The 19,898-nt window shown below is 38.8% G+C and carries 16 protein-coding genes and 2 tRNA genes; 11 read left to right on the plus strand and 7 right to left on the minus strand.

Annotated elements, in window-relative coordinates:
- Positions 1-16: 16 nt before the first annotated feature.
- The 4 genes from AC06G9_RS14335 (at position 17) to AC06G9_RS14350 (ending at position 2,372) form a co-directional block, all read left to right on the plus strand.
- Positions 17-298, plus strand: coding sequence for a hypothetical protein (locus tag AC06G9_RS14335; RefSeq protein ID WP_480956554.1), 282 nt, complete (start codon positions 17-19; stop codon positions 296-298).
- A complete protein-coding gene (locus AC06G9_RS14340; RefSeq protein ID WP_480958190.1) occupies positions 247-720 on the plus strand; it encodes a ferredoxin reductase domain-containing protein in 474 nt (157 codons plus the stop codon). The genes AC06G9_RS14335 and AC06G9_RS14340 overlap by 52 nt, the downstream gene beginning before the upstream one ends.
- Positions 721-1,377: 657 nt before the next feature.
- Entirely contained in the window at positions 1,378-1,938 is a 561-nt protein-coding gene (locus AC06G9_RS14345) for a Crp/Fnr family transcriptional regulator (RefSeq protein ID WP_108159022.1), read from the plus strand.
- A gap of 104 nt (positions 1,939-2,042) precedes the next feature.
- Entirely contained in the window at positions 2,043-2,372 is a 330-nt protein-coding gene (locus tag AC06G9_RS14350) for a DMT family transporter (RefSeq protein WP_108159021.1), read from the plus strand.
- Between the two features lie 286 nt (positions 2,373-2,658).
- Here AC06G9_RS14350 and AC06G9_RS14355 read toward each other — a convergent pair whose 3' ends face one another.
- From AC06G9_RS14355 to recR, 3 genes are all read right to left on the minus strand, one after another.
- Entirely contained in the window at positions 2,659-6,057 is a 3,399-nt protein-coding gene (locus AC06G9_RS14355) for a 3-keto-alpha-glucoside-1,2-lyase-like domain-containing protein (RefSeq protein ID WP_248753297.1), read from the minus strand.
- An 18-nt stretch (positions 6,058-6,075) separates the two neighbouring features.
- Positions 6,076-7,344, minus strand: coding sequence for a Gfo/Idh/MocA family oxidoreductase (locus AC06G9_RS14360; protein ID WP_045756326.1), 1,269 nt, complete (start codon positions 7,342-7,344; stop codon positions 6,076-6,078).
- 140 nt (positions 7,345-7,484) lie between these two features.
- Positions 7,485-8,099 carry a recombination mediator RecR gene (gene recR, locus AC06G9_RS14365; protein WP_045756325.1) on the minus strand — a complete coding sequence of 205 codons (615 nt, stop codon included), beginning with the start codon at positions 8,097-8,099 and terminating at the stop codon, positions 7,485-7,487.
- A 110-nt stretch (positions 8,100-8,209) separates the two neighbouring features.
- On the opposite strand from recR, the gene AC06G9_RS14370 reads away from it, so the two are divergent.
- On the plus strand, positions 8,210-8,929 hold the full coding sequence (locus AC06G9_RS14370) for an LOG family protein (protein ID WP_084405459.1): 720 nt from the start codon (positions 8,210-8,212) through the stop codon (positions 8,927-8,929).
- Between the two features lie 124 nt (positions 8,930-9,053).
- Here the strand turns inward: AC06G9_RS14370 and AC06G9_RS14375 are convergent.
- Both AC06G9_RS14375 and AC06G9_RS14380 read right to left on the minus strand, forming a co-directional pair.
- Positions 9,054-9,126, minus strand: a tRNA-Thr gene (locus tag AC06G9_RS14375).
- Between the two features lie 24 nt (positions 9,127-9,150).
- Positions 9,151-9,223: transfer RNA gene (locus AC06G9_RS14380), tRNA-Thr, on the minus strand.
- 277 nt (positions 9,224-9,500) lie between these two features.
- Between AC06G9_RS14380 and clpB the strand changes: the two genes are divergently transcribed.
- Positions 9,501-12,104, plus strand: a complete 2,604-nt coding sequence (gene clpB / locus AC06G9_RS14385) for an ATP-dependent chaperone ClpB (RefSeq protein ID WP_094773345.1) — start codon at positions 9,501-9,503, stop codon at positions 12,102-12,104.
- Positions 12,105-12,241: 137 nt separating this feature from the next.
- Here the strand turns inward: clpB and AC06G9_RS14390 are convergent, their stop codons facing one another.
- The gene (locus AC06G9_RS14390) at positions 12,242-12,856 is read right to left on the minus strand and encodes a hypothetical protein (protein WP_480956555.1); all 615 of its coding nucleotides are present in this window, start codon (positions 12,854-12,856) and stop codon (positions 12,242-12,244) included.
- Positions 12,857-12,939: 83 nt separating this feature from the next.
- A complete protein-coding gene (locus AC06G9_RS14395; protein ID WP_480956556.1) occupies positions 12,940-14,850 on the minus strand; it encodes an AAA domain-containing protein in 1,911 nt (636 codons plus the stop codon).
- Between the two features lie 139 nt (positions 14,851-14,989).
- Between AC06G9_RS14395 and AC06G9_RS14400 the strand changes: the two genes are divergently transcribed.
- The 5 genes from AC06G9_RS14400 (at position 14,990) to AC06G9_RS14420 (ending at position 19,849) form a co-directional block, all read left to right on the plus strand.
- A complete protein-coding gene (locus AC06G9_RS14400; RefSeq protein WP_480956557.1) occupies positions 14,990-15,910 on the plus strand; it encodes a TIGR01777 family oxidoreductase in 921 nt (306 codons plus the stop codon).
- A 161-nt stretch (positions 15,911-16,071) separates the two neighbouring features.
- A complete protein-coding gene (locus AC06G9_RS14405; RefSeq protein ID WP_480956558.1) occupies positions 16,072-17,091 on the plus strand; it encodes a methionine ABC transporter ATP-binding protein in 1,020 nt (339 codons plus the stop codon).
- Entirely contained in the window at positions 17,084-17,737 is a 654-nt protein-coding gene (metI, locus tag AC06G9_RS14410) for a methionine ABC transporter permease MetI (protein ID WP_480956559.1), read from the plus strand. Before AC06G9_RS14405 ends, metI begins: the two co-directional genes overlap by 8 nt.
- A 17-nt stretch (positions 17,738-17,754) precedes the next feature.
- Positions 17,755-18,561 (plus strand): methionine ABC transporter substrate-binding lipoprotein MetQ, encoded by an 807-nt coding sequence (metQ, locus tag AC06G9_RS14415; RefSeq protein ID WP_045756076.1) that lies wholly within the window; start codon positions 17,755-17,757, stop codon positions 18,559-18,561.
- Positions 18,562-18,655: 94 nt separating this feature from the next.
- Positions 18,656-19,849 carry an MFS transporter gene (locus tag AC06G9_RS14420; protein ID WP_480956560.1) on the plus strand — a complete coding sequence of 398 codons (1,194 nt, stop codon included), beginning with the start codon at positions 18,656-18,658 and terminating at the stop codon, positions 19,847-19,849.
- Positions 19,850-19,898 lie beyond the last annotated feature (49 nt).

Raw genomic sequence — 19,898 nt, forward strand, 5'->3', positions numbered from 1 at the left:
ACTAAAAAGGAATACCATGATATCAACAATACCCAAATGGGCAGGAAAACTATTAGAAAGTGTCGTCGGACAGCGCGCCGAAGTCATATACGCCACTTACCTTAGCCCGTATCTTAAAAAAGTACGCTTCCGGAGTAATATTGCTCATATGAATTTTCAGATAGGCTATGCCAGTGTCATACGTGTCAATGATATCGTAATTACACCATTGCCTATCACGATATCCGTACGGGTATCCTGGATATTATATTCCATCTTCACGACAATGGTCCTGGTAGCCAATACGCCCATAGCTTGAACATAGGTGATCAACTTTATATCAGTAGCCCAAGAGGACGCAAGGTATATCAGCAGAAGATCAAACATCAGTTTTTTTTTGGAGATGAGACATCGTTAGGGTTAGCCTGCTCTTTACTTCCTATGTTAAAGCAAAACAAACATTTATTTCAATTTTATCTGGAATTGGACGATGAAAATAAAGAGGTTCCAGCATTATTAGGCTTGGAAAATTATCAGATATTCCCAAAAAATGGATCATTCTCGCATGAGAAATGGATAGCTGATCTTCCCATATTCTATGATGAGGAATGGTTAGATGCGAGCTATATACTGGTCGGCAATGTCATTTCTATCCAGACATTTCGAAAAGTTCTTAAAAACAAAGGCGCGAAACGCATATCGGCACAGGGCTATTGGTTGCAAGGAAAGAAAGGACTATAACAGATTATATTTAAAAAACTAAAACAACGAGCCATATGATTTATGTATTTAAGACATCAGTTGAAACTGAAAAAGATATTCTTGACTTAGCATACGATCTTACTGCGTACTGTACCCCCGGTAAATGGAATTTCGACTTACAGGATTGCGATCGTATCTTACGTATTGATACGCAAAAGCAAAATGCAGCGTCCATCATCTCACTCTTGCAGAATAAGGGTTTTAACTGTGAAGAGTTACCCTACTAGTCCATTGACAATAGGCAATCATAAATTCCATATCCCGGATATTGACCTGATTATTTGATCATGATCAGATCAATCTTATTTTGTGCTATTCCAACTTAAAAAAAAACAGAAAGTGCATGAACAATACCAGGATTCAAACGATCCCCATAAGGGATCAACAGTTAAGATATGGGGATAAAAATTGTTTTTCACTACGTCCTATCCCTATAAGGATGATGTAAATGAGATATCATGCATATAATATTATAAATCTGAGTAATTTTGTTATTGTAGTTGCAAACAGAAGCTCATATATAGCTATTGGCTTATAAGGCTTCAAATTTAGCGCTTACATACATAAAGTGATATTTTGGAACAAGGGTATAGAGATATTCTGAATATTTTAATAGGTAAGGAAGTAACAAAAAATATGAATCTTTTAATTCAACAACTAAAAAAATATGGAGCAATTCATGATGATCTTGAGCAAGAACTGTTAAGTAGAACTAAATTCATGACCAAACAGAAGGGGGATTTTTTTCTTAAACAAGGTCAGGTTGTATCCAATATGTTTGTTATCGAAAACGGACTTGTTCGTGCATTTTACAATAAAGAAGGTCGAGAAATTAATGTTTGGTTTGGTATTGAAAATACCATATTAGGTTCGGTGATTCCACTTTTCTTTAATCTTCCCTCCCAAGAAAGTATTCAGTTTTTAGAAAATTCTTCCATTTACTACATCTCAAGAGAAGATATGAATGAGCTGTACCAAAAGTACCATCAGATGGAAACCATTGGTAGAAAATTAGCGGAAGAATATTGTAAAATATTAGAGGAGCGTGCCATTTCACTACAAACAGAATCTGCGGAGGAGCGTTACAACACGTTGTTGAAGAATGAAACAGAAGCCTCTTTACGGATTTCTTTGGGACATATCGCCTCCTACTTGGGCATTACGCAGGAAACATTAAGTCGTATTCGAAAAAAATAATTACGTACTACCTGGTACTTGATAACTGAATTTGATCTATATCAAAAAAACTCGTCTCAATCTAACGTTACTTTGTATGATTATTAAATCATATATAAAATATCATGAAATATTTATTTTTAGGGCTGTCGATTGTATTTGAATTAACGGGCAGCAGCTTTTTGAAAGCATCTAACGGTTTTACAAAGCTAATTCCTTCCATTATCACGGTTATTGCTTTTATTGCATGTTTCTATTTCCTCTCCTTGGCGCTTAAGTCTATACCGCTCAGTATTGCTTATGCCATCTGGGGTGGTATTGGTATTGTGCTGACAACTGTTATCTCTGTTGTTGTTTTTAAACATACACTAGATTTGCCAGCGGTGATTGGTATTATCTTGATTGTTTCGGGAGTAGTGGTGATGAATGTATTTTCAAATTCTACAGCTCACTAATATTCATCCAGCCTACCGTAACGTGTGATATTATTTTTTATCCATATATTTCAAGTGCCATTTCTATCGATTACCTAGTTCTATTGATCAGCAATATGGATTCTTCAATCGGTTGTCAGTCATCTAAATATTTTTATAGGTCTGCAGCAACATAGATTGTTAAGAATGTTGATCCCTAAAGTTATCAATCTAACTGTTGAACATTTCGATAAATGGGGTATCAGTACGAAAAAGGTCCTTATTAATTGATATTAATAAGGACCTAATCAATAAAATAAGATAATTCTTATTTCAATTTTTTCACTCTGATATTTTTAAAGAATACTTCAGATCCATGCCCTAAGAAAGCAAGATGGCCAGTAGTACGTTTTAAACCTGGATGATCTTTACCATCCAAAGTACCATTTTTACTTGCCGCTGCAATATCAGCATCAAGAATCACGGTGCCATTTAAAGTAACTTGAACACGATTACCCTTTACCACGATTTCTTCCGTATTCCACTCGCCTACTGGTTTTAAGAATCCTTTTTTAGCCGTTGCAACACCGTATACCGAACCATGGTATTGGTAAGGTTTCAAGTCTTTATAGATATCAGCAGTGTTATCCAATACTTGGATTTCCATACCGGCATAAGCTGCATCACCCTCTAATGGAGCTCTTACACCTACACCATTGTTGGCACCTTCAGTCAATTTGAAATCAAAACGATAGATAAAATCGCCGTACTCTTCTTTTGTATAAAGATTACCACCAAATTTAGCATCCGGCACTACCCTAAGATATCCTTCATCACTGATGACATAACCATCATTCTTCGTCCACTTATCTAAGTTTGTACCATCAAACAGCACCTCAAAACCTTCTTTCTTTTCAGCTGCACTCAATTGAAATACATTTTTTCTAGCCAGCTCTTTCACATAGATATCTCTATACGACACTACCGTACCATGAGCCTGCAACTCAATCTGCTCGGTCGGGAAAAGGGATTGATTGCGATCCCAATAATTTTCTAAAGGCACATTATCTGTAACCAATTTACCATTTAAGTAAACTGTAACCTTGTCGTCAACCATCTTAATTTTGAAGGTATTCCATTCTCCTAATGGATTGTCCGCCACCAATAATGGTTTCGATTCTGCTTTTTGGTTATTGTACAGACCTCCAGAACCCACCTGAGCTCCTTCGTGTACTCTGGATATATCCCAAATTTGCACTTGTGGCGTACCGCGAAGATATATTCCAGCATCCCCTTCTTTACCATTTTTATCCAACTTCCAATCCACCAACATCTCAAAATCACCATATTGTTTGATTGTCGCGATATTGTCTCCTTTTCCAGTAAAGATCAATTCCCCATTTTTGGCTATCCATCCTTGGCGCATTTGCTCATCCGCTTTTAGTTGTGCTGCAGCCAATTCTTTTTCTGTCATCTGACTTCTCTTGATTGGATTGGCAACTAAACCTTTCCAGCCTGTCAGATCCTGTCCATTAAAAAGACTCACGAAACCTTCAGATTTGGACATTTCAGCAAGATGCTTAATAACAGCTTCTTTTAAATAAGAGCTCTCGCTTCCACTTAAATTACCGATAACTTCATTCAATATCGTGCGGATTTCCGTACCTACAAAAGACTTATTATCCAAAGCAATGTTCATCGCTGTATTGACAGCCGCTCCTTTTAACTCTGGGTCTTTCATGTATTTACTCGCAAATACCAATGCTTGATATGTACCTGTTGCTTGCAATGAGGCCAAGACTGTTCTTTTTTGAGTGGTATTTTTAGCGACAGCAAATGCATCTTTCAATAAAAGCGTTTTCTGATCATTTGTTTCACTGGATTTATTGATATTCTTAACCAGTCCTGCGAATACTTTTCCATTTAAATCAGCCGATAGATCGGTTCTGGAAAGTTGAATCAGTTCATTCAACGCTAATGGTGTAGACCAGTCAGCAATGGCAGCTACAGCAGCATTTCGAAGGTCAGGATTATCAGATTTCAAGTAATTAGCCACTGCATTCAGTGATTCTTGATCGCCTAATCTTGCAAAAACCGGAAAATACCTGATTGCACTCGGTGCTGCAGATCTCGAAATATTAGCCGCTAGTTTCTGAATATGCTGGTCTCTATTTTGACTAGATTGGATCACATTGGCAATTGCAACTTCCAAATTCTTACTTGAAGCATCCTCCGATTTTGCCAATAAATTGACCAGTACATCTAGGTCTTTCTCTTGTGCAACATTTGGCAAGGCCTTATTAATCGCTTTATTAACATCAGCATTTGTGCTATTCAGCGCCAATACTGCCTGTGAAGAATTAGCATTGGCTCTTGTACTTAAAATATCCAATAATTGAATTTTCTTTGCATCATCGACAGTTGCTAATGAATTGTTGATCACATCCATTGTCTGCTCATTTTTTGAACTTAACAAAAGCGCTTTGATCGATTCATTCAGTTGTGCATCAGTTGACAGATTGTCAATTAAGGCTTTCGAGTCAGCACCTTTAGACAGGAGATTGATCGCCGACAGACCCGCTAATTTGGCATGCGCATCTGTAGACTTGCCAACGATTTTTTCGATTGCTTTTAATTGACTTATCGAACCGTTTTGAGCCATATAGTTCAACAGCGATTCTTGCACAGCAGGACTTGATTTCGCGGCTAATCCTAACAGCTTCTTAGTATCATTGGCATCTCCATATTTGTGCAATAAGCTTAAAGCAACATGACGGTAAACATTATTTTCATTTTGCGCTGCTGCAAACAAATTTTTCTTTTGTTTCTTAGCATCCAGTTCTGTCAATAAGGTTAATGAGCCTACCTGTGCATTGATCGCTTTTAATTTAGAAGCTTCAGCAAACAAGGTGTTTAAGTATGCAACAGCTTCCGTATTTTTCTTATTCTCGATTAAAGATTCGGCATAGTCCAGACCTAAACCAATACCATTCAGGTTATCATAACTATAATTTGCGGCTTTAAGTTCTTTTTCAAAGATAGGAAGTGCTGCCGTCCCGCCAATTTTGCTCAGGGCAATCAAAGCGGTACGTTTGAAGCTATCCGATTTGAACTTATCCATCAAAGCGATGATAGCTGTCTCGGTGCTTTGGTTTTTAACATCTCCCAAAGCGGTCACGAGCGCAACTGCACATTTTTCATCGCTTACTTTCGCTAATCCCTGTGCAAGTGCATCGCTGGATTCTTTCGTATTGATGGAAACCAAAGTGCGTGCTGCGGCATCAGCCAAATATGGGGTATTTAAATAAGTAGCGACTTTACTAACAGCAGTATTTGTTGCACACTGACGTAAAAGACGCAATACAAAGGCTTTGTTGGTATCTTCTTTTACCGTGCCCAATGCATCTAATAGACCTTGAACAAATACTTCTTTCTGTTTTTCCTTACCTGGTTGGTTAACATAAAAAGAATAGCTGTTTGTGGCATATTCTACCTGCGCATTGTTTTGGCCTTGCGGTTTCAACTGATTGAGCATCGCCGCAATTTCACTTGATGTAAAGTTTTCCAACTCGTTCATCGCGTATAAAAACTTAGCCTTCTCTTCGGCAGGTTGTTGGCCCAAGACATCGGCTATTTTAGTTGCTGTTGTTCTATTTTGGGGTTGTTGTGCATATGCTGCCACTTGAAGTATTAATAAGGCAGATATCGTATTAAAAACTTTTTTCATTTTAGATAGATTAGAAAATTACATTGACCAAGGACCACGCATGGGTTGATAAACTAAACGGTTTGCTGCATCGTCATTGATAAACTCGTCTTTGGTAGAGTCAAATTTCAATGAACGATTTAAACGTAATGCAATTAAGCCCATGTTTACCAACGTACAGGAGCGATATCCGTTTTCTTCATTCAATGCAAATTTCTCGCGTGTACGTACCGATTCTAAGAAATCTGTAATTTGCGGAGCTGGCTCTGGAAATTGTGATAATTTTCTTTCCATATCTGGGATATCCGAGACAAAGCCTTTGTATAGTTTACCTTTTGGTCCTTCTATATAAGCCATGCCTTCATCTTTCCCTTCTCCATCTAAAATAATTTGGCAACCATCAGCATAGGTATAGGTGATTCTTCTCCAAGTACCAACAGCATCACTGTGCTGCTGAGGTGCATCTACTTCTACAGAAACGGGGCTCTCGCCATCTTTTCCTAAGAAATATTGCACAGGATCTAAATAATGTTGTCCCATGTCTCCTAATCCTCCACCATCATAATCCCAATAACCTCTAAAAGTCGTATGCACGCGGTGTGTGCTATAAGGTTTGAACGGTGCCGGACCCAACCACAATTCATAGTCCAACTCGGCAGGTACAGGTTCAACAGGAAGATTTTCTTTTCCCACCCAATAAAATTTCCAATCGAAACCTGTATGCTTACTGATCGTGACTTTTAATGGCCAGCCTAACATCCCGGTATCTACTAATTTTTTGATCTTTTTTACCGGAACATTCATTCCATAAAAATTATCGCTAAAACGAAACCATGTATTTAGTCTAAACATATTGCCATGCTGTGCGATGGCTTCTTTAACTTTTTTACCCTCACCTATCGTACGTGTCATTGGCTTTTCACACCAGATGTCCTTTCCAGCACGAGCTGCTTCTAAAGACATCAGACCATGCCAATGTGGTGGGGTTGCGATATGTACAATATCGACTTCGGGGTTTTTGATGAGATCACGAAAATCATGATGCTCTTTGACTCCTCCGCCTAAAGCTTGTTGAGCAATAGCCAAATGTCTGGTGTCCACATCACATATCGCCACTGTCTTGGTCCCCGCGTATCCAAAATGACCACGACCCATTGAACCTACACCAATAATGCCTTTTGTTAAATGGTCACTTGGTGCCAAGTATCCCTGTCCTCCTAATACGAATCGAGGGACAATAGTAAATGCCGCTGCTCCTGTGACGGATTTCTTCAAGAAATCTCTTCTGGAGCTATTTTTTTCTTTCATACTTATTTAATAAATGATAGTTTGGTTGTGTTAGATTTAATAATCTGTTAAAATACAACTTTTTACTAAAAAGCAAACTAAAAAAAAGCCTTGTCGGGTAACAAAGCTCTTACAATTATTATTATATGAAATCTGCGTAGCTACAGCGTAGGACGCTCGTATAATGTTCTTGTTGCAATTGATCTTCCAAGGGTCAATTCATCGACATATTCGAGTTCACCTCCAAAAGCAATACCGCGGGCGATGGTGGTGACCTGAACATTGAATTCTTTTAATTTGCGATACAGATAAAATATAGTGGTATCGCCTTCCATGGTAGCACTCAATGCCAATATTACTTCTTTGATGTCGCGCTTCCGCATGCGCTCCACCAATCCTTCGATCTTCAAGTCAGACGGTCCTACCCCATCCATTGGAGAAATAAGCCCTCCCAATACATGGTAACTTCCTTGATAAGAGTTTGTATTTTCAATAGCCATTACATCGCGCGTATCTTCTACCACACAGATGATGGAATGATCACGTTTTGAAGAGGTGCAGATTTCGCATTCTTGAAAATCTGAAATATTGAAACAAATGCGGCAATATTGAATTTCTTCCTTCAATTGATTTATCGCCGATGTAAATCGTAAAACTTCCGCATCAGATTGTTTTAACAAATGCAAAACAAGTCGTAACGCAGTTTTTTGACCTACTCCAGGTAGACGTCCAAACTCTGAAACAGCGTTTTCTAATAATTTAGAAGAAAAATTCATGCGCAAATTTAATAATATATTAGCTAAAGAAACTGCTCAAATTAAAAATATTCCTTATCTTGTATTCCCTTCAAAAAATGGGAATAATAATTTTACACTAACATTAGAGCATGGATATCACTAAAGACGATAAAATCGACAAAATAAGGAGTGCCTTTGAAAACAAAACGTGGCAAGAGATAAAAGTAAAAGATTCGTGGCAAATATTTAAGATCATGTCCGAATTTGTGGATGGTTTTGAGAAATTGGCAAAGATTGGACCTTGTGTATCCATATTTGGATCTGCGCGAACTCCCCAAGACCATAAATACTATCAAATGGCTGTTGATGTAGCAAGCCTATTGACCGCTCGAGGCTATGGGATCATTTCTGGAGGTGGCCCCGGAATCATGGAGGCAGCCAATAAGGGTGCGTACGAATCAGGGGGTAAATCTGTAGGATTAAACATTGAATTGCCTTTTGAACAATTTCACAATAGATATATTGATCGTGATAAGCTACTCGAATTTAACTATTTCTTTGTTCGAAAGGTGATGTTTATGAAATATTCGCAGGGCTATATCGTCATGCCGGGAGGATTTGGAACAATGGATGAATTATTTGAAGCCATAACTTTAATCCAAACGGGTAAGATCGCCCGCTTCCCGATCGTATTGGTAGGTACCGAATACTGGAGTGGTCTTTTTAATTGGATTCAAAATACGATGCTCGGCGATCGCTACATTAGTGAAGAGGATCTAAAACTATATCGAATTGTAGATACAGCTGAAGAAGCTGCTGATCATATTTTCAGGTTCTATGATAAGTATTTATTAAAACCAAACTTTTAGTAGTACAACCTGTAAGCATCAAGTCTACCATACGATCGTATGGTGGACTTTTTTTTTTAAGGCGAAGCATCAGGAAATTGCTATAAATAAAAAAAGGCCAATCTTTGTGAGATTGACCTTTTTGAGCCTCCTATCGGAATCGAACCAATGACCTACTGATTACAAGTCAGTTGCTCTACCAGCTGAGCTAAGGAGGCATCATGTCTGAAAGTTTAAAAAAGAGCCTCTTATCGGAATCGAACCAATGACCTACTGATTACAAGTCAGTTGCTCTACCAGCTGAGCTAAAGAGGCTTTTTTAAATAACCCTTTCGAATTATGATGGTGCAAATATCGAAACCTTTGACAACAAAATCAAGCTTTATTGCATTTTTTTTTAATAATTTTAATAATTTTCTGAAAATCAAGCGCTTTATTTTCTCTCCATATCGGATCAGAACACAGAAAAACAGCTAAAACTGAAATTTTGTCATTTAACAATAAAAATAGAAGACATTTTTTCCGAAAAAAGAATAAAAACAGATATGGCATTTTGATTGTTACCCTTGTGTAGAATCAAATGGAAAAAATTATGAACTTCAATAACTACACGATTAAAGCACAAGAGGCGATTCAAAAGGCTTCTGAGATTGCCAGTGGCAATCAACAGCAAGCTATTGAGACCGCACATATATTAAAAGCATTACTAACAGTTGATGAACATGTGATCAGTCACCTGTTAAAAAAATTAAATGTCAACATCTCCTACTTAGGTGGCGAGTTGGATAAACAGATCCAAGCATTTCCAAAAGTAAGTGGTACAAATGTTTATTTGAGCAACGCTTCTAATACAGCCTTACAGAAAGCGCAAAGCTACTTGAAGGAGTTTAATGACGAATTTGTCTCTGTTGAGCATCTTCTTTTGGGTATATTAAATGCTGGAGATAAGACTTCTTCCTTGTTAAAAGATCAAGGTGTCAATGAAAAAGATCTCAAATTGGCCATTAAGGAGCTGCGCGGCAATAGCAGGGTAACGGATCAAAATGCTGAAGCGACCTATAATGCTTTGGGAAAATATGCGCGTAACTTAAATGAGTTTGTTGAATCGGGAAAATTGGACCCAGTTATCGGTCGTGATGAAGAGATCCGTCGCGTGATGCAAATTCTGTCCCGAAGAACTAAGAACAATCCAATTTTAGTGGGTGAGCCTGGTGTTGGAAAAACGGCAATTGCTGAAGGTATTGCACACCGCATCATCAATGGTGATGTACCCGAAAATTTAAAGTCAAAGATTGTATTCTCGTTGGACATGGGTGCGCTGATAGCTGGCGCTAAGTACAAAGGTGAATTTGAAGAAAGATTAAAAGCTGTTGTCAAAGAGGTAGCCGATAGCAATGGAGAGATCATCCTGTTCATTGATGAGATCCATACCTTAGTGGGTGCTGGTGGCGGTGAAGGCGCAATGGATGCTGCCAATATCTTAAAGCCTGCCCTAGCGCGCGGTGAACTTCGCGCTATAGGTGCCACAACTTTAAACGAGTATCAAAAGTATTTTGAAAAGGATAAGGCATTGGAGCGTCGTTTTCAAAAAGTAATGGTTGATGAACCAACTACCCAAGATGCAATTTCAATCTTAAGGGGATTAAAAGAAAGATACGAAACTCACCATAAAGTGCGTATTCTTGATGAGGCAATCATCGCAGCGGTCGAATTATCGACACGCTATATTTCAGATCGTTTCTTACCGGATAAAGCCATTGATTTGATGGACGAGGCCGCATCAAAATTACGTCTTGAAATGGACTCTGTGCCTGAGGCCGTGGACGAGTTAAATCGCCGCATTATGCAGTTGGAGATCGAGCGCGAAGCCATCAAGCGTGAACATGATGACAAGAAAGTAAGTGAGCTATCTGAAACTATTGCAAATTTATCTGCTGAACGGGATTCGTTACGTGCTTCTTGGCAGTCTGAAAAAACATTGGTAGACCAGGTCAACCAAGAAATTGAAAATATTGAGCATTACAAACAAGAGGCTGATCAAGCTGAACGTGCTGGAGATTATGGCAAGGTAGCAGAGATACGCTATGGCCGTATTAAAGAGGCACAAGATCAGGTTGAAAAACTAAAGGCTGAACTGGCTGAAAAGCAAGATAGCAAGCGCATGTTGAAAGAGGAAGTGACCGCTGAAGACATTGCCGATGTCGTATCCAAATGGACAGGTATCCCTGTCAATAAAATGATTCAGTCAGAACGTGAAAAACTACTTTCACTCGAAGCCGAATTACATAAAAGAGTGGCTGGTCAGGAAGAAGCTATTGAAGCGATATCAGATGCGATTCGTCGATCAAGAGCTGGCCTTAGTGATGCGAAACGTCCAATTGGTTCTTTCATCTTCTTGGGTACAACTGGTGTTGGTAAAACAGAATTAGCGAAAGCATTAGCTGAATTTTTATTTGACGACGAACATGCGTTGGTCAGAATTGATATGTCTGAGTACCAAGAACGTCATGCTGTATCTCGACTGATCGGAGCGCCTCCAGGATACGTGGGCTATGAAGAAGGTGGTCAATTGACTGAGGCTGTACGACGCCGTCCCTACTCTGTGGTCCTATTGGATGAAATTGAAAAAGCACATCCTGATGTGTTCAATATATTGCTTCAAGTATTGGATGATGGACATTTGACGGACAATAAAGGTCGAACAGTCAATTTCAAAAACACGATTATCATCATGACTTCAAATACAGGTTCGCATATTATCCAAGAGAACTTCTCGCATTTGAATGATATCAATAGAGATGAGGTCATCGCTAAAACAAGAGGTGAAGTGTTTGAGCTGTTACAGAAATCGATTCGTCCAGAGTTCTTGAACCGGATTGATGAAATCATTATGTTCACACCATTGAGCAGAACAGAAATTGGTAGCATTGTCAGGATGCAATTTGGTAACATTCAAAAACAGTTAGCTGAACAGGATATTTTCATCACTGCTTCTGATGATGCACTGGATTGGTTGGCACAACTGGGATATGACCCTACCTATGGTGCTAGACCTTTGAAACGCGTGATTCAAAAACGAATTTTGAATGAACTTTCAAAAGAGATCCTTTCAGGAAAGGTAAATAAAGATGCTGTTATCCAGCTCGATGTCTTCGACGGTCAATTTGTATTCTTAAATAAAAAAGAGATCGAATAACATAAAACATGCCTCGCCATAAAAAATGCGGTTGACTGTGTCAACCGCATTTTTTATGGTATTATCCTGAACAATCTGATCGTATGATAACGTCTGCCTACAAAATACTTATGATGGAGATGGCATATCTCAGATCCCTATTTCTTCCATACCACCCTTGTTGTATTTGAGCTTTTATAGATTGTATAAGTAAGATAACCAAATCCTGCAACTAACGCAATTGCCAATACAGAGGATCCAACGACCCCCAACTGACCTGCTATAGAAGCCAAAATATTTTTAAATCCCGATCTGCTACCGCTTAAGTGTAATGATTCTCCTGCTTCCATTTCTCTGGCCATCATCACCAATGAAAAGCCGAAAAAAGCTGCTGCAATCGTATACAACAAATTGCGCATCCAGCTTTTATTCTTTATAATTTCAACATCTTCTTTAAGTCCTGAATGCTTTTCGATTTCTTGGATAGCTTCCTGCAATTGGGCTTTATTTTCAAAATCTGCCACTAGTGCTTGATAATTACTCGGGTCAACGACATCCATATCGAGCAAGGGAGGTTGATTTTCATAAAGGGGTGCTACTTGCTTAATCTGACTATAGGGTATGAAAATTATATGTTCTTCTGGGTCTCCAGATTTACTCAGAAACTGTTCTAATGATGTATCTGGCAATTCTTTCTCAGAAAAATAAAACCCTTCGTTGGTAATCCATCGTGTTTTAAAAACAAGTTCGCTATTTTGATAATGCTGATACATAATTAATTTGATATGGGTTGTGTACTAAAATAACAGTTAAATATGAAATCTGATCAATATTTTTTTATTCATTTTTTGGGAATCTAATGATTCAGATCCCATTCCCAAACACTATGATAGCTTTCGACAGACTCAACATATTTGATAAAGGCATCATAAAATTCGTGTTTGCCTACTGTAGCACTATCACCAATGACGATGAGTTTCTTTCTAGCTCTAGTCATGGCCACATTCATTCTGCGGACGTCCGACAAAAAGCCAATGGTTTGTTGATCATTGCTTCGGGTTAAACTTATATATATAATATCTTTCTCCTGTCCTTGGAAACTGTCGATGGTATTGATCTGTATGTTTTTACGATAGGTAGCCATCCATTCATCATGTGATAACACCTCATGCAATAGAGTTGCCTGTTTCCGATAAGGAGTAATAACCCCAATACTTGGAAAATCATCTTCAGCATAAGTCGCAGAAAGCTTTGTCAGCAATTCGCTCAAATGAGTTTTTAAAAACTGGGCTTCCCCTTGATTAAAAGTAGCTGTTCCTTCTTGTTCTTCTTCAAATCCAGCACCTGCCGTATCAATAAATAACACAGGTTCTTGATCTCCTTTTAAAGTCCAGTGCTGCACCTGCTCTGCTGCCAATAAGTGGTCGTCATACAAGGCTAAGGATGGAAATTTCATTATTTTTTCATTCATCCGATACTGAACATTGAGTAGGGCAACATGGCTAGGATACCGACTGACCAACTTTTCAAATAATGTATCATAAAGTCCTGTTTTCATATGCGCAGTTGACTTTACGGTTGGGGGCAGTTGACGATGATCTCCCGCCAGCACTATCTTATCTGCCTTTAAAATAGGAATCCAACATGCGGGTTCCAACGCTTGTGCCGCTTCGTCAATAACGACGACCCCATAGGTTCTGTTTCTAATAGCGTATTGATTTGCCCCTACCAAAGTGGCCGTCACCACTTGCGCTTTATCCAAAATATCTCCAACGATAAAATCTTGGATATCGCCAATTTCTTTCGTTATTTTTCGAGCTTCATCAAAAAGAGCCTTGCGTTGCTCACGCTCTGAACGTCCAAAACTTCGTTTATATTTTTGAGCCATATCCGTATAGGCTCGAGCTTTTTTCTTTAATATCTTGACCTCCTTATTGGCAGGATGCTGATCCACTTGTGCATCCAATGACAATTCTTGCAGGTGCTCTGAAATCTTCACTGGATTTCCAATCCTTGTCACCAGCACGCCCACAGCATCCAATCGTTCGGTCAGCACATCTACCGCTGTGTTACTCGGAGCAACAATCAAGATCTGCTTTTTTTCTTTTTTGAGCAAGGCGGCTACGGCTTTGATGAGCGTTGTCGTTTTCCCTGTACCTGGGGGACCATGAATAATTGAAATCGGACTTGAACTCAACACTAGTGCAATAGCTTCATTTTGGCTTTGATTTAAAGCTGCATCATCATAATACGTTTCTTTTTCATAGTCCTTTACTTGTTCTTCTCCGATTATTTCGCGAATGAGTCTTCCTTTATGTAAATCCGAGCGCAAATCTTTTGCTTTCCGGAGCGCGTCGTGCATCTCCTTATACGAGTTCTCATCAAATAGCAGATCCACACCCAACTTTCCGCGCCGACTCCAATCGGGCAGTTCGTCTACCCGAAATGCAATCTTCATGGTGTCACGGCTTACATAAGAAATCAAACCTTCTTGTCGGTCTACTTGTGGATCATGATTGGAAAATAGTGCTACAGGCATGCCAAATCGGAAACGATGCTCCTGCTCCATCTGATTTGTTTTGGTCAGCGTAATGGTCAAATAATCACCTCTACCTATTTCGTCACTTTTTATTTGAATGGGAAACCAAGTTACTCCTTTCAGCTTACGTTCATTCAAGCTTGACTTTAACAAAAGCAACTCATATTGCTCACAATCAAAGTTTTGTTCAATATTAAGGAGCGTTGTCAGCTCATCGAAATAATTCATATTATAATAATTCTCTTCCACGATATGCAGCAAAATAACCAATTTTTAATTTGATTAAGGCTGGAATATGATAAATAAAAATTAAATTGGCGTTAATAAACTATCTTGTTATTTTTAAGCTTAATAGATCTTATCAAATATGGAAACAGTCATTCTAGCTGGTGGTACAGGAACAATAGGAAGAGATCTCGCAACATTACTGATTAGCGAAGGCTTTCATGTCATCATATTCACGCGAAGTACCAAGTCACATCAAGACAGTACCCATATCGAATACCTGGATTGGGATCCGGATCAAAAAAGAATCAATAATCACGCTATTCAACGGGCTGATTATATAATCAATCTCGCCGGAGCCGGGATTGCTGATCAACGTTGGACTAAAAAGCGCCGGCAAGAACTCATTTCGAGTCGGGTCAATAGCGGTAATTTGATCGTTGAAGCCTTACAGCAAATCCCAAATAAGGTAAAAGCCGTCATTTCTACTTCTGCTGTTGGCTGGTATGGAGCGGACAAAAGTCCTAACCACATTTTTAAAGAGTATGAAGAGCAGGGAACGGATTTCTTGAGTTGGACCTGTAAACTATGGGAAGATAGCATTAAACCTATTGAGCTTCTCCACAAAAGAATCGTCATCTTGAGATTAGGGGTAGTTTTCAGTAAGGATGGAGGAGCGTTAAAAGAACTAATCAAATCCTTTAAGTATAAAACGGCTACTTACTTAGGATCAGGTAAACAAAAAATGAGCTGGATCCATATTGATGATGTTTGCCATCTTTATTTGGCAGCCATTCGTGATAGCAACCTATCAGGCATTTTTAATGCAGTCTCTTCGGAAGTACTTCCTCAGAAGACCATTATCGATCGTATGGCCAAGCAAAAGATAGGTAGCTTTTATCTCCCTATTTATGTTCCTACATTTGCACTGAAGTTGGCTTTGGGCCAGATGGGTGAGGAAGTTTTACTGACAAGCACAAGCGCCAGTAACCAAAAAATACGGGATGCTGGTTTTACATTTAAATATCCCACTTTGAACGAAGCATGTATCAAAAACCTGTAATTTAAAGATTAGTATTGTGAGTTAGGGCTACTTTTGATACATTTGCCCTAAAATATAGCAATTCATGTTTTTATCATGAGATCAAATTGCTTCATATCCATAAGCCTTTCAGGACATGTTTGAAAGGTTTTTTTTGTAAGATTAGTTTTTACTATACATAAATGATAGAATTAATTAACATTTCCAAGACATTTGCAGTAAAAAATAAGTTTACGAAAGCATTAGATCAAGTCACGCTAGCGATTCCGAAAGGGCAAATATTTGGTGTTATAGGGAGTTCGGGTGCAGGAAAAAGCACGTTGATTCGCTGTGTCAATTTATTGGAAAAGCCCGATGAAGGTCAAGTGTTGATCCACGGCGTTGACATCATGCAGTTGTCTCGCCAGGATTTGGTTCAGCAACGCCGAAAAATCGGAATGATCTTTCAGCACTTCAATTTACTATCTTCTCGTACAGTTTTTCAAAATATTGCGTTCCCATTGGAGTTGACCGGTATTTCAAAAAAAGATATCCAGCTCAAAGTAATGGAACTTCTTGCGTTAGTAGCACTCGAGGATAAGGTCCATGATTATCCCGCTAATTTGTCCGGAGGACAGAAACAGCGTGTGGCTATCGCTCGAGCACTAGCTAGTGATCCCGAAATTCTGTTATGTGATGAAGCGACCAGTGCACTGGATCCTGCGACAACCAAATCTATTTTGCAATTGCTCAAGTCAATCAATAAAAAGCTAAACTTGACGATTTTGCTTATTACGCATGAGATGGAGGTAATCAAAATCATCTGTGATCAAGTAGCCGTAATAGATGGTGGCAAATTAATAGAGACCGGTACTGTAGAACAGATTTTCACGTCTCCAAAGGAAGCTCTTACCAAACATTTTATTCAATCTTCTCTGCATGCCGAACTTCCTGCGATCTACCAAGAGCGCCTAAAAGAAAGCGGCAATCCTATTGTACAGATCTATCTAGCAGAACATCATAATCAAATATCGGTTATCAAACATTTGCATGAACACTATCACATTGATGTTGCCATTATCAGTGCGCAGATTGATTATGTAGGGTCAATTAAATTTGGGATCCTTAATTTGGAACTTATTGGTGATGCCGAACGCATCGTCGATGGCCTGAGCTATTTAAAATCAAATTATTCACAAACAGAAATTATAGGATATGTCTGATACAGTTATCGATTTATTGATCAATGGTACCATAGAAACTATTATCATGACTTTCCTGTCGGGATTTTTTGGTTTTGCCCTTGGACTTCCTACAGGTATTTTCCTGTTTTTAACCCGCAAAAACCAATTGCATGAGAACAAATTGATACACCAGTTACTTGCTGTACTGGTGAATGTATTTCGTTCGATCCCTTTTATTATTCTTATTGTTTGGATGATTCCGTTCACTAGGCAAATCGTAGGTACTTCCATTGGAGTGACAGCAGCCTTGGTACCCTTAAGTTTGGCTGCGGCACCCTTTATTGCGCGATTAGTTGAAAATAGTTTACTGGAAATTCCTCATGGACTGATTGAAGCTGCACGTGCTATGGGAGCGACTACAATACAGATTATTTTCAAGGTATTATTGCCCGAATCACTCCCATCACTCATTAATAATGTGACCATTACATTGATTACCTTAGTTGGTTATTCAGCTATGGGAGGTGCTGTCGGTGCCGGAGGACTGGGGCAGATTGGATATCAGTATGGTTATATTGGTTATGATACTTTTATTATGAATGCTGTATTAATTTTACTAATTTTAATTGTATTTATTCTTCAGTTTACTGGAGATTACATGTCTAAAAAAGCTAATCATCGTTAACATCTATTTTAAAAACTATGAGATTACACTCTAAACTTTGCGTGGTAGCACTGACCTTAGTTGGCCTGATTGCTTGTAACGGAAAAAAAACAGATTCGAAAGTCCTTAAAGTAGGAATTGTCGCCGGTCCTGAACAAGAAATTGCTGAAACAGCAAAAAAAGTTGCTAAGGAGAAATTCAACCTTGATGTTGAATTGGTCTCTTTCAACGATTATGTAGTCCCCAATGAAGCTTTAAACCAAGGTGACATTGATATCAACTCGTTCCAACATTTACCTTATCTTCAAGAACAATCTCGACAACGGGGTTATAAATTAGCAGCCGTTGCCAATACTTTTGTATTTCCGATAGTTGCTTATTCTAAAAAAATAAAATCGATCAGTGAATTGCAACCAGGTGCTACTATTGTGATTCCCAATGATCCCACAAATGGAGGAAGATCACTGCTATTGCTTCAAAAAGAAGGATTGATCAAACTAAAAGACAACGTTGGTCTATTGCCCAAAAAGACAGATATCATCGATAATCCCAAGAAATTAAATATTATGGAGCTTGAAGCTCCTCAATTACCACGAGTTTTGGACGATAAGGAAGTGGTCATTGCGATCATTAACAATACTTTCGCTGCTCAAGCGGGGTTAAATCCTGAAAAAGAGGGTTTATTTGCTGAAGATAGCGAGTCGCCGTATGTCAATTTAATCGTATCCAGAGAGGACAATAGAAATGATGAACGCATCAAACAATTTATTGAGGCGTACCAGTCGCCTGAAGTAGAAGCAACTGCCAAAAGAGTCTTTAAAGGTGGTGCTATAAAGGGCTGGTAATCTTATTATAATTACTTTGTAATAAAGGCGATATTCTGAACGAGAATATCGCCTTTTATTTTTTTATCCCCGTTAGGTTTGCTTCCTTTGCAGCATGTTATCCAAATCTTTGCAAAAGACGGCTCTTGATTACCGTTTTCAGATTGCTAGCTATGTGATTTTAACTTTTTACGGATATTTCACAATTGGTCTTTCGCTAGCTGTACTTCCTATTTTCATCCATGAAACATTAGGTTTCAATACCATTATTGCAGGTGCAGTCATTGGTTCTCAATATATCATGACCTTTTTTATGCGTGCCTACGCGGGGACGATCGTCGATAAAAAAGGTCCTAAGCCTACTATTATCGCGAGTATGATCTGTTTTATGGTCACAGGGATCCTGTTATGGGCTGCATTTTCGACCAGCGCTACCCCATTACTTTCCATTAGCTTACTGGCTATTTCCAGATTATTAACAGGCTGTGGCGAAGGTATGGTTGGTGCAAGTCCAGTCAACTGGGCTATTTTGCGCGTAGGCGACCAACACACTGGTACCGCAATTTCTTACAATGGGATATCCAATTACAGCTCTATGGCTATAGGCGCTCCCCTAGGCGTCATTTTATCTCAGCACCTAGGCAATTGGTCAATCGCAGCATTTACCATCGTGGTGGGCTTTATAGGTCTTATTTCGACCATCAATAAAAAAGCACTGTATTCGCTATCCAATGAAGTTAGAAATTCATTTTTCTCTGTTTTTAAAGTCGTATCTCCCTTTGGAATAGGTCTTGCACTGGCAGGTATAGGTTTTGGAACAATCTCAACATTCATCACGTTGTACTACAATTATAAGGGATGGGAAAATGCCGCCATTTGCATTACGTGTTTTAGTACGATGTTTGTCTTAGGCCGTTTTGTGCTGACGGGAAGTATCAATAAAATTGGAGGTGTCAAAATAGCTTTATATTCGATGCTGATTGAAAGTGCCGGACTGTTGCTGATCGCCTTTGCCCCCTCACCGCTATTGACGATCATTGGTGCTTCTATTACTGGATTAGGATTTTCAATGGTATTTCCGGCATTGGGAGTTGAGGCTGTCAAAAGAGCATCCAGCGCAAATAAAGGTGCGGCTTTAGGGGCCTATGGACTATTTATTGATATTTCGCTGGGTGTATCAGGTCCGCTTATCGGCTTAGTGGCCAAGCAATTTGGCATGGACTTTATATTTCCATTCAGTCTATTTTTAGTAGTATTAGGGGTTATTGTCTGTCTTTTATTGATCAGATCAAAGGTAAAATCTCAATAAAAAAACAGCCATCTATTTAAATTTAATAATTAAATAGATGGCGATAATA

It is taken from the genome of Sphingobacterium sp. MAE (assembly GCF_056711605.1).

Excerpts from the sequence above, each read along its gene's own strand:
- AC06G9_RS14335 (WP_480956554.1), top strand. The coding sequence starts at position 17 with ATGATATCAACAATACCCAAATGGGCAGGAAAACTATTAGAAAGTGTC.
- AC06G9_RS14345 (WP_108159022.1), top strand. The coding sequence starts at position 1,378 with ATGAATCTTTTAATTCAACAACTAAAAAAATATGGAGCAATTCATGAT.
- AC06G9_RS14350 (WP_108159021.1), top strand. The coding sequence starts at position 2,043 with ATGAAATATTTATTTTTAGGGCTGTCGATTGTATTTGAATTAACGGGC.
- AC06G9_RS14355 (WP_248753297.1), bottom strand. The coding sequence starts at position 6,057 with ATGAAAAAAGTTTTTAATACGATATCTGCCTTATTAATACTTCAAGTG.
- AC06G9_RS14360 (WP_045756326.1), bottom strand. The coding sequence starts at position 7,344 with ATGAAAGAAAAAAATAGCTCCAGAAGAGATTTCTTGAAGAAATCCGTC.
- recR (WP_045756325.1), bottom strand. The coding sequence starts at position 8,099 with ATGAATTTTTCTTCTAAATTATTAGAAAACGCTGTTTCAGAGTTTGGA.
- AC06G9_RS14370 (WP_084405459.1), top strand. The coding sequence starts at position 8,210 with ATGGATATCACTAAAGACGATAAAATCGACAAAATAAGGAGTGCCTTT.
- clpB (WP_094773345.1), top strand. The coding sequence starts at position 9,501 with ATGAACTTCAATAACTACACGATTAAAGCACAAGAGGCGATTCAAAAG.
- AC06G9_RS14390 (WP_480956555.1), bottom strand. The coding sequence starts at position 12,856 with ATGTATCAGCATTATCAAAATAGCGAACTTGTTTTTAAAACACGATGG.
- AC06G9_RS14395 (WP_480956556.1), bottom strand. The coding sequence starts at position 14,850 with ATGAATTATTTCGATGAGCTGACAACGCTCCTTAATATTGAACAAAAC.
- AC06G9_RS14400 (WP_480956557.1), top strand. The coding sequence starts at position 14,990 with ATGGAAACAGTCATTCTAGCTGGTGGTACAGGAACAATAGGAAGAGAT.
- AC06G9_RS14405 (WP_480956558.1), top strand. The coding sequence starts at position 16,072 with ATGATAGAATTAATTAACATTTCCAAGACATTTGCAGTAAAAAATAAG.
- metI (WP_480956559.1), top strand. The coding sequence starts at position 17,084 with ATGTCTGATACAGTTATCGATTTATTGATCAATGGTACCATAGAAACT.
- metQ (WP_045756076.1), top strand. The coding sequence starts at position 17,755 with ATGAGATTACACTCTAAACTTTGCGTGGTAGCACTGACCTTAGTTGGC.
- AC06G9_RS14420 (WP_480956560.1), top strand. The coding sequence starts at position 18,656 with ATGTTATCCAAATCTTTGCAAAAGACGGCTCTTGATTACCGTTTTCAG.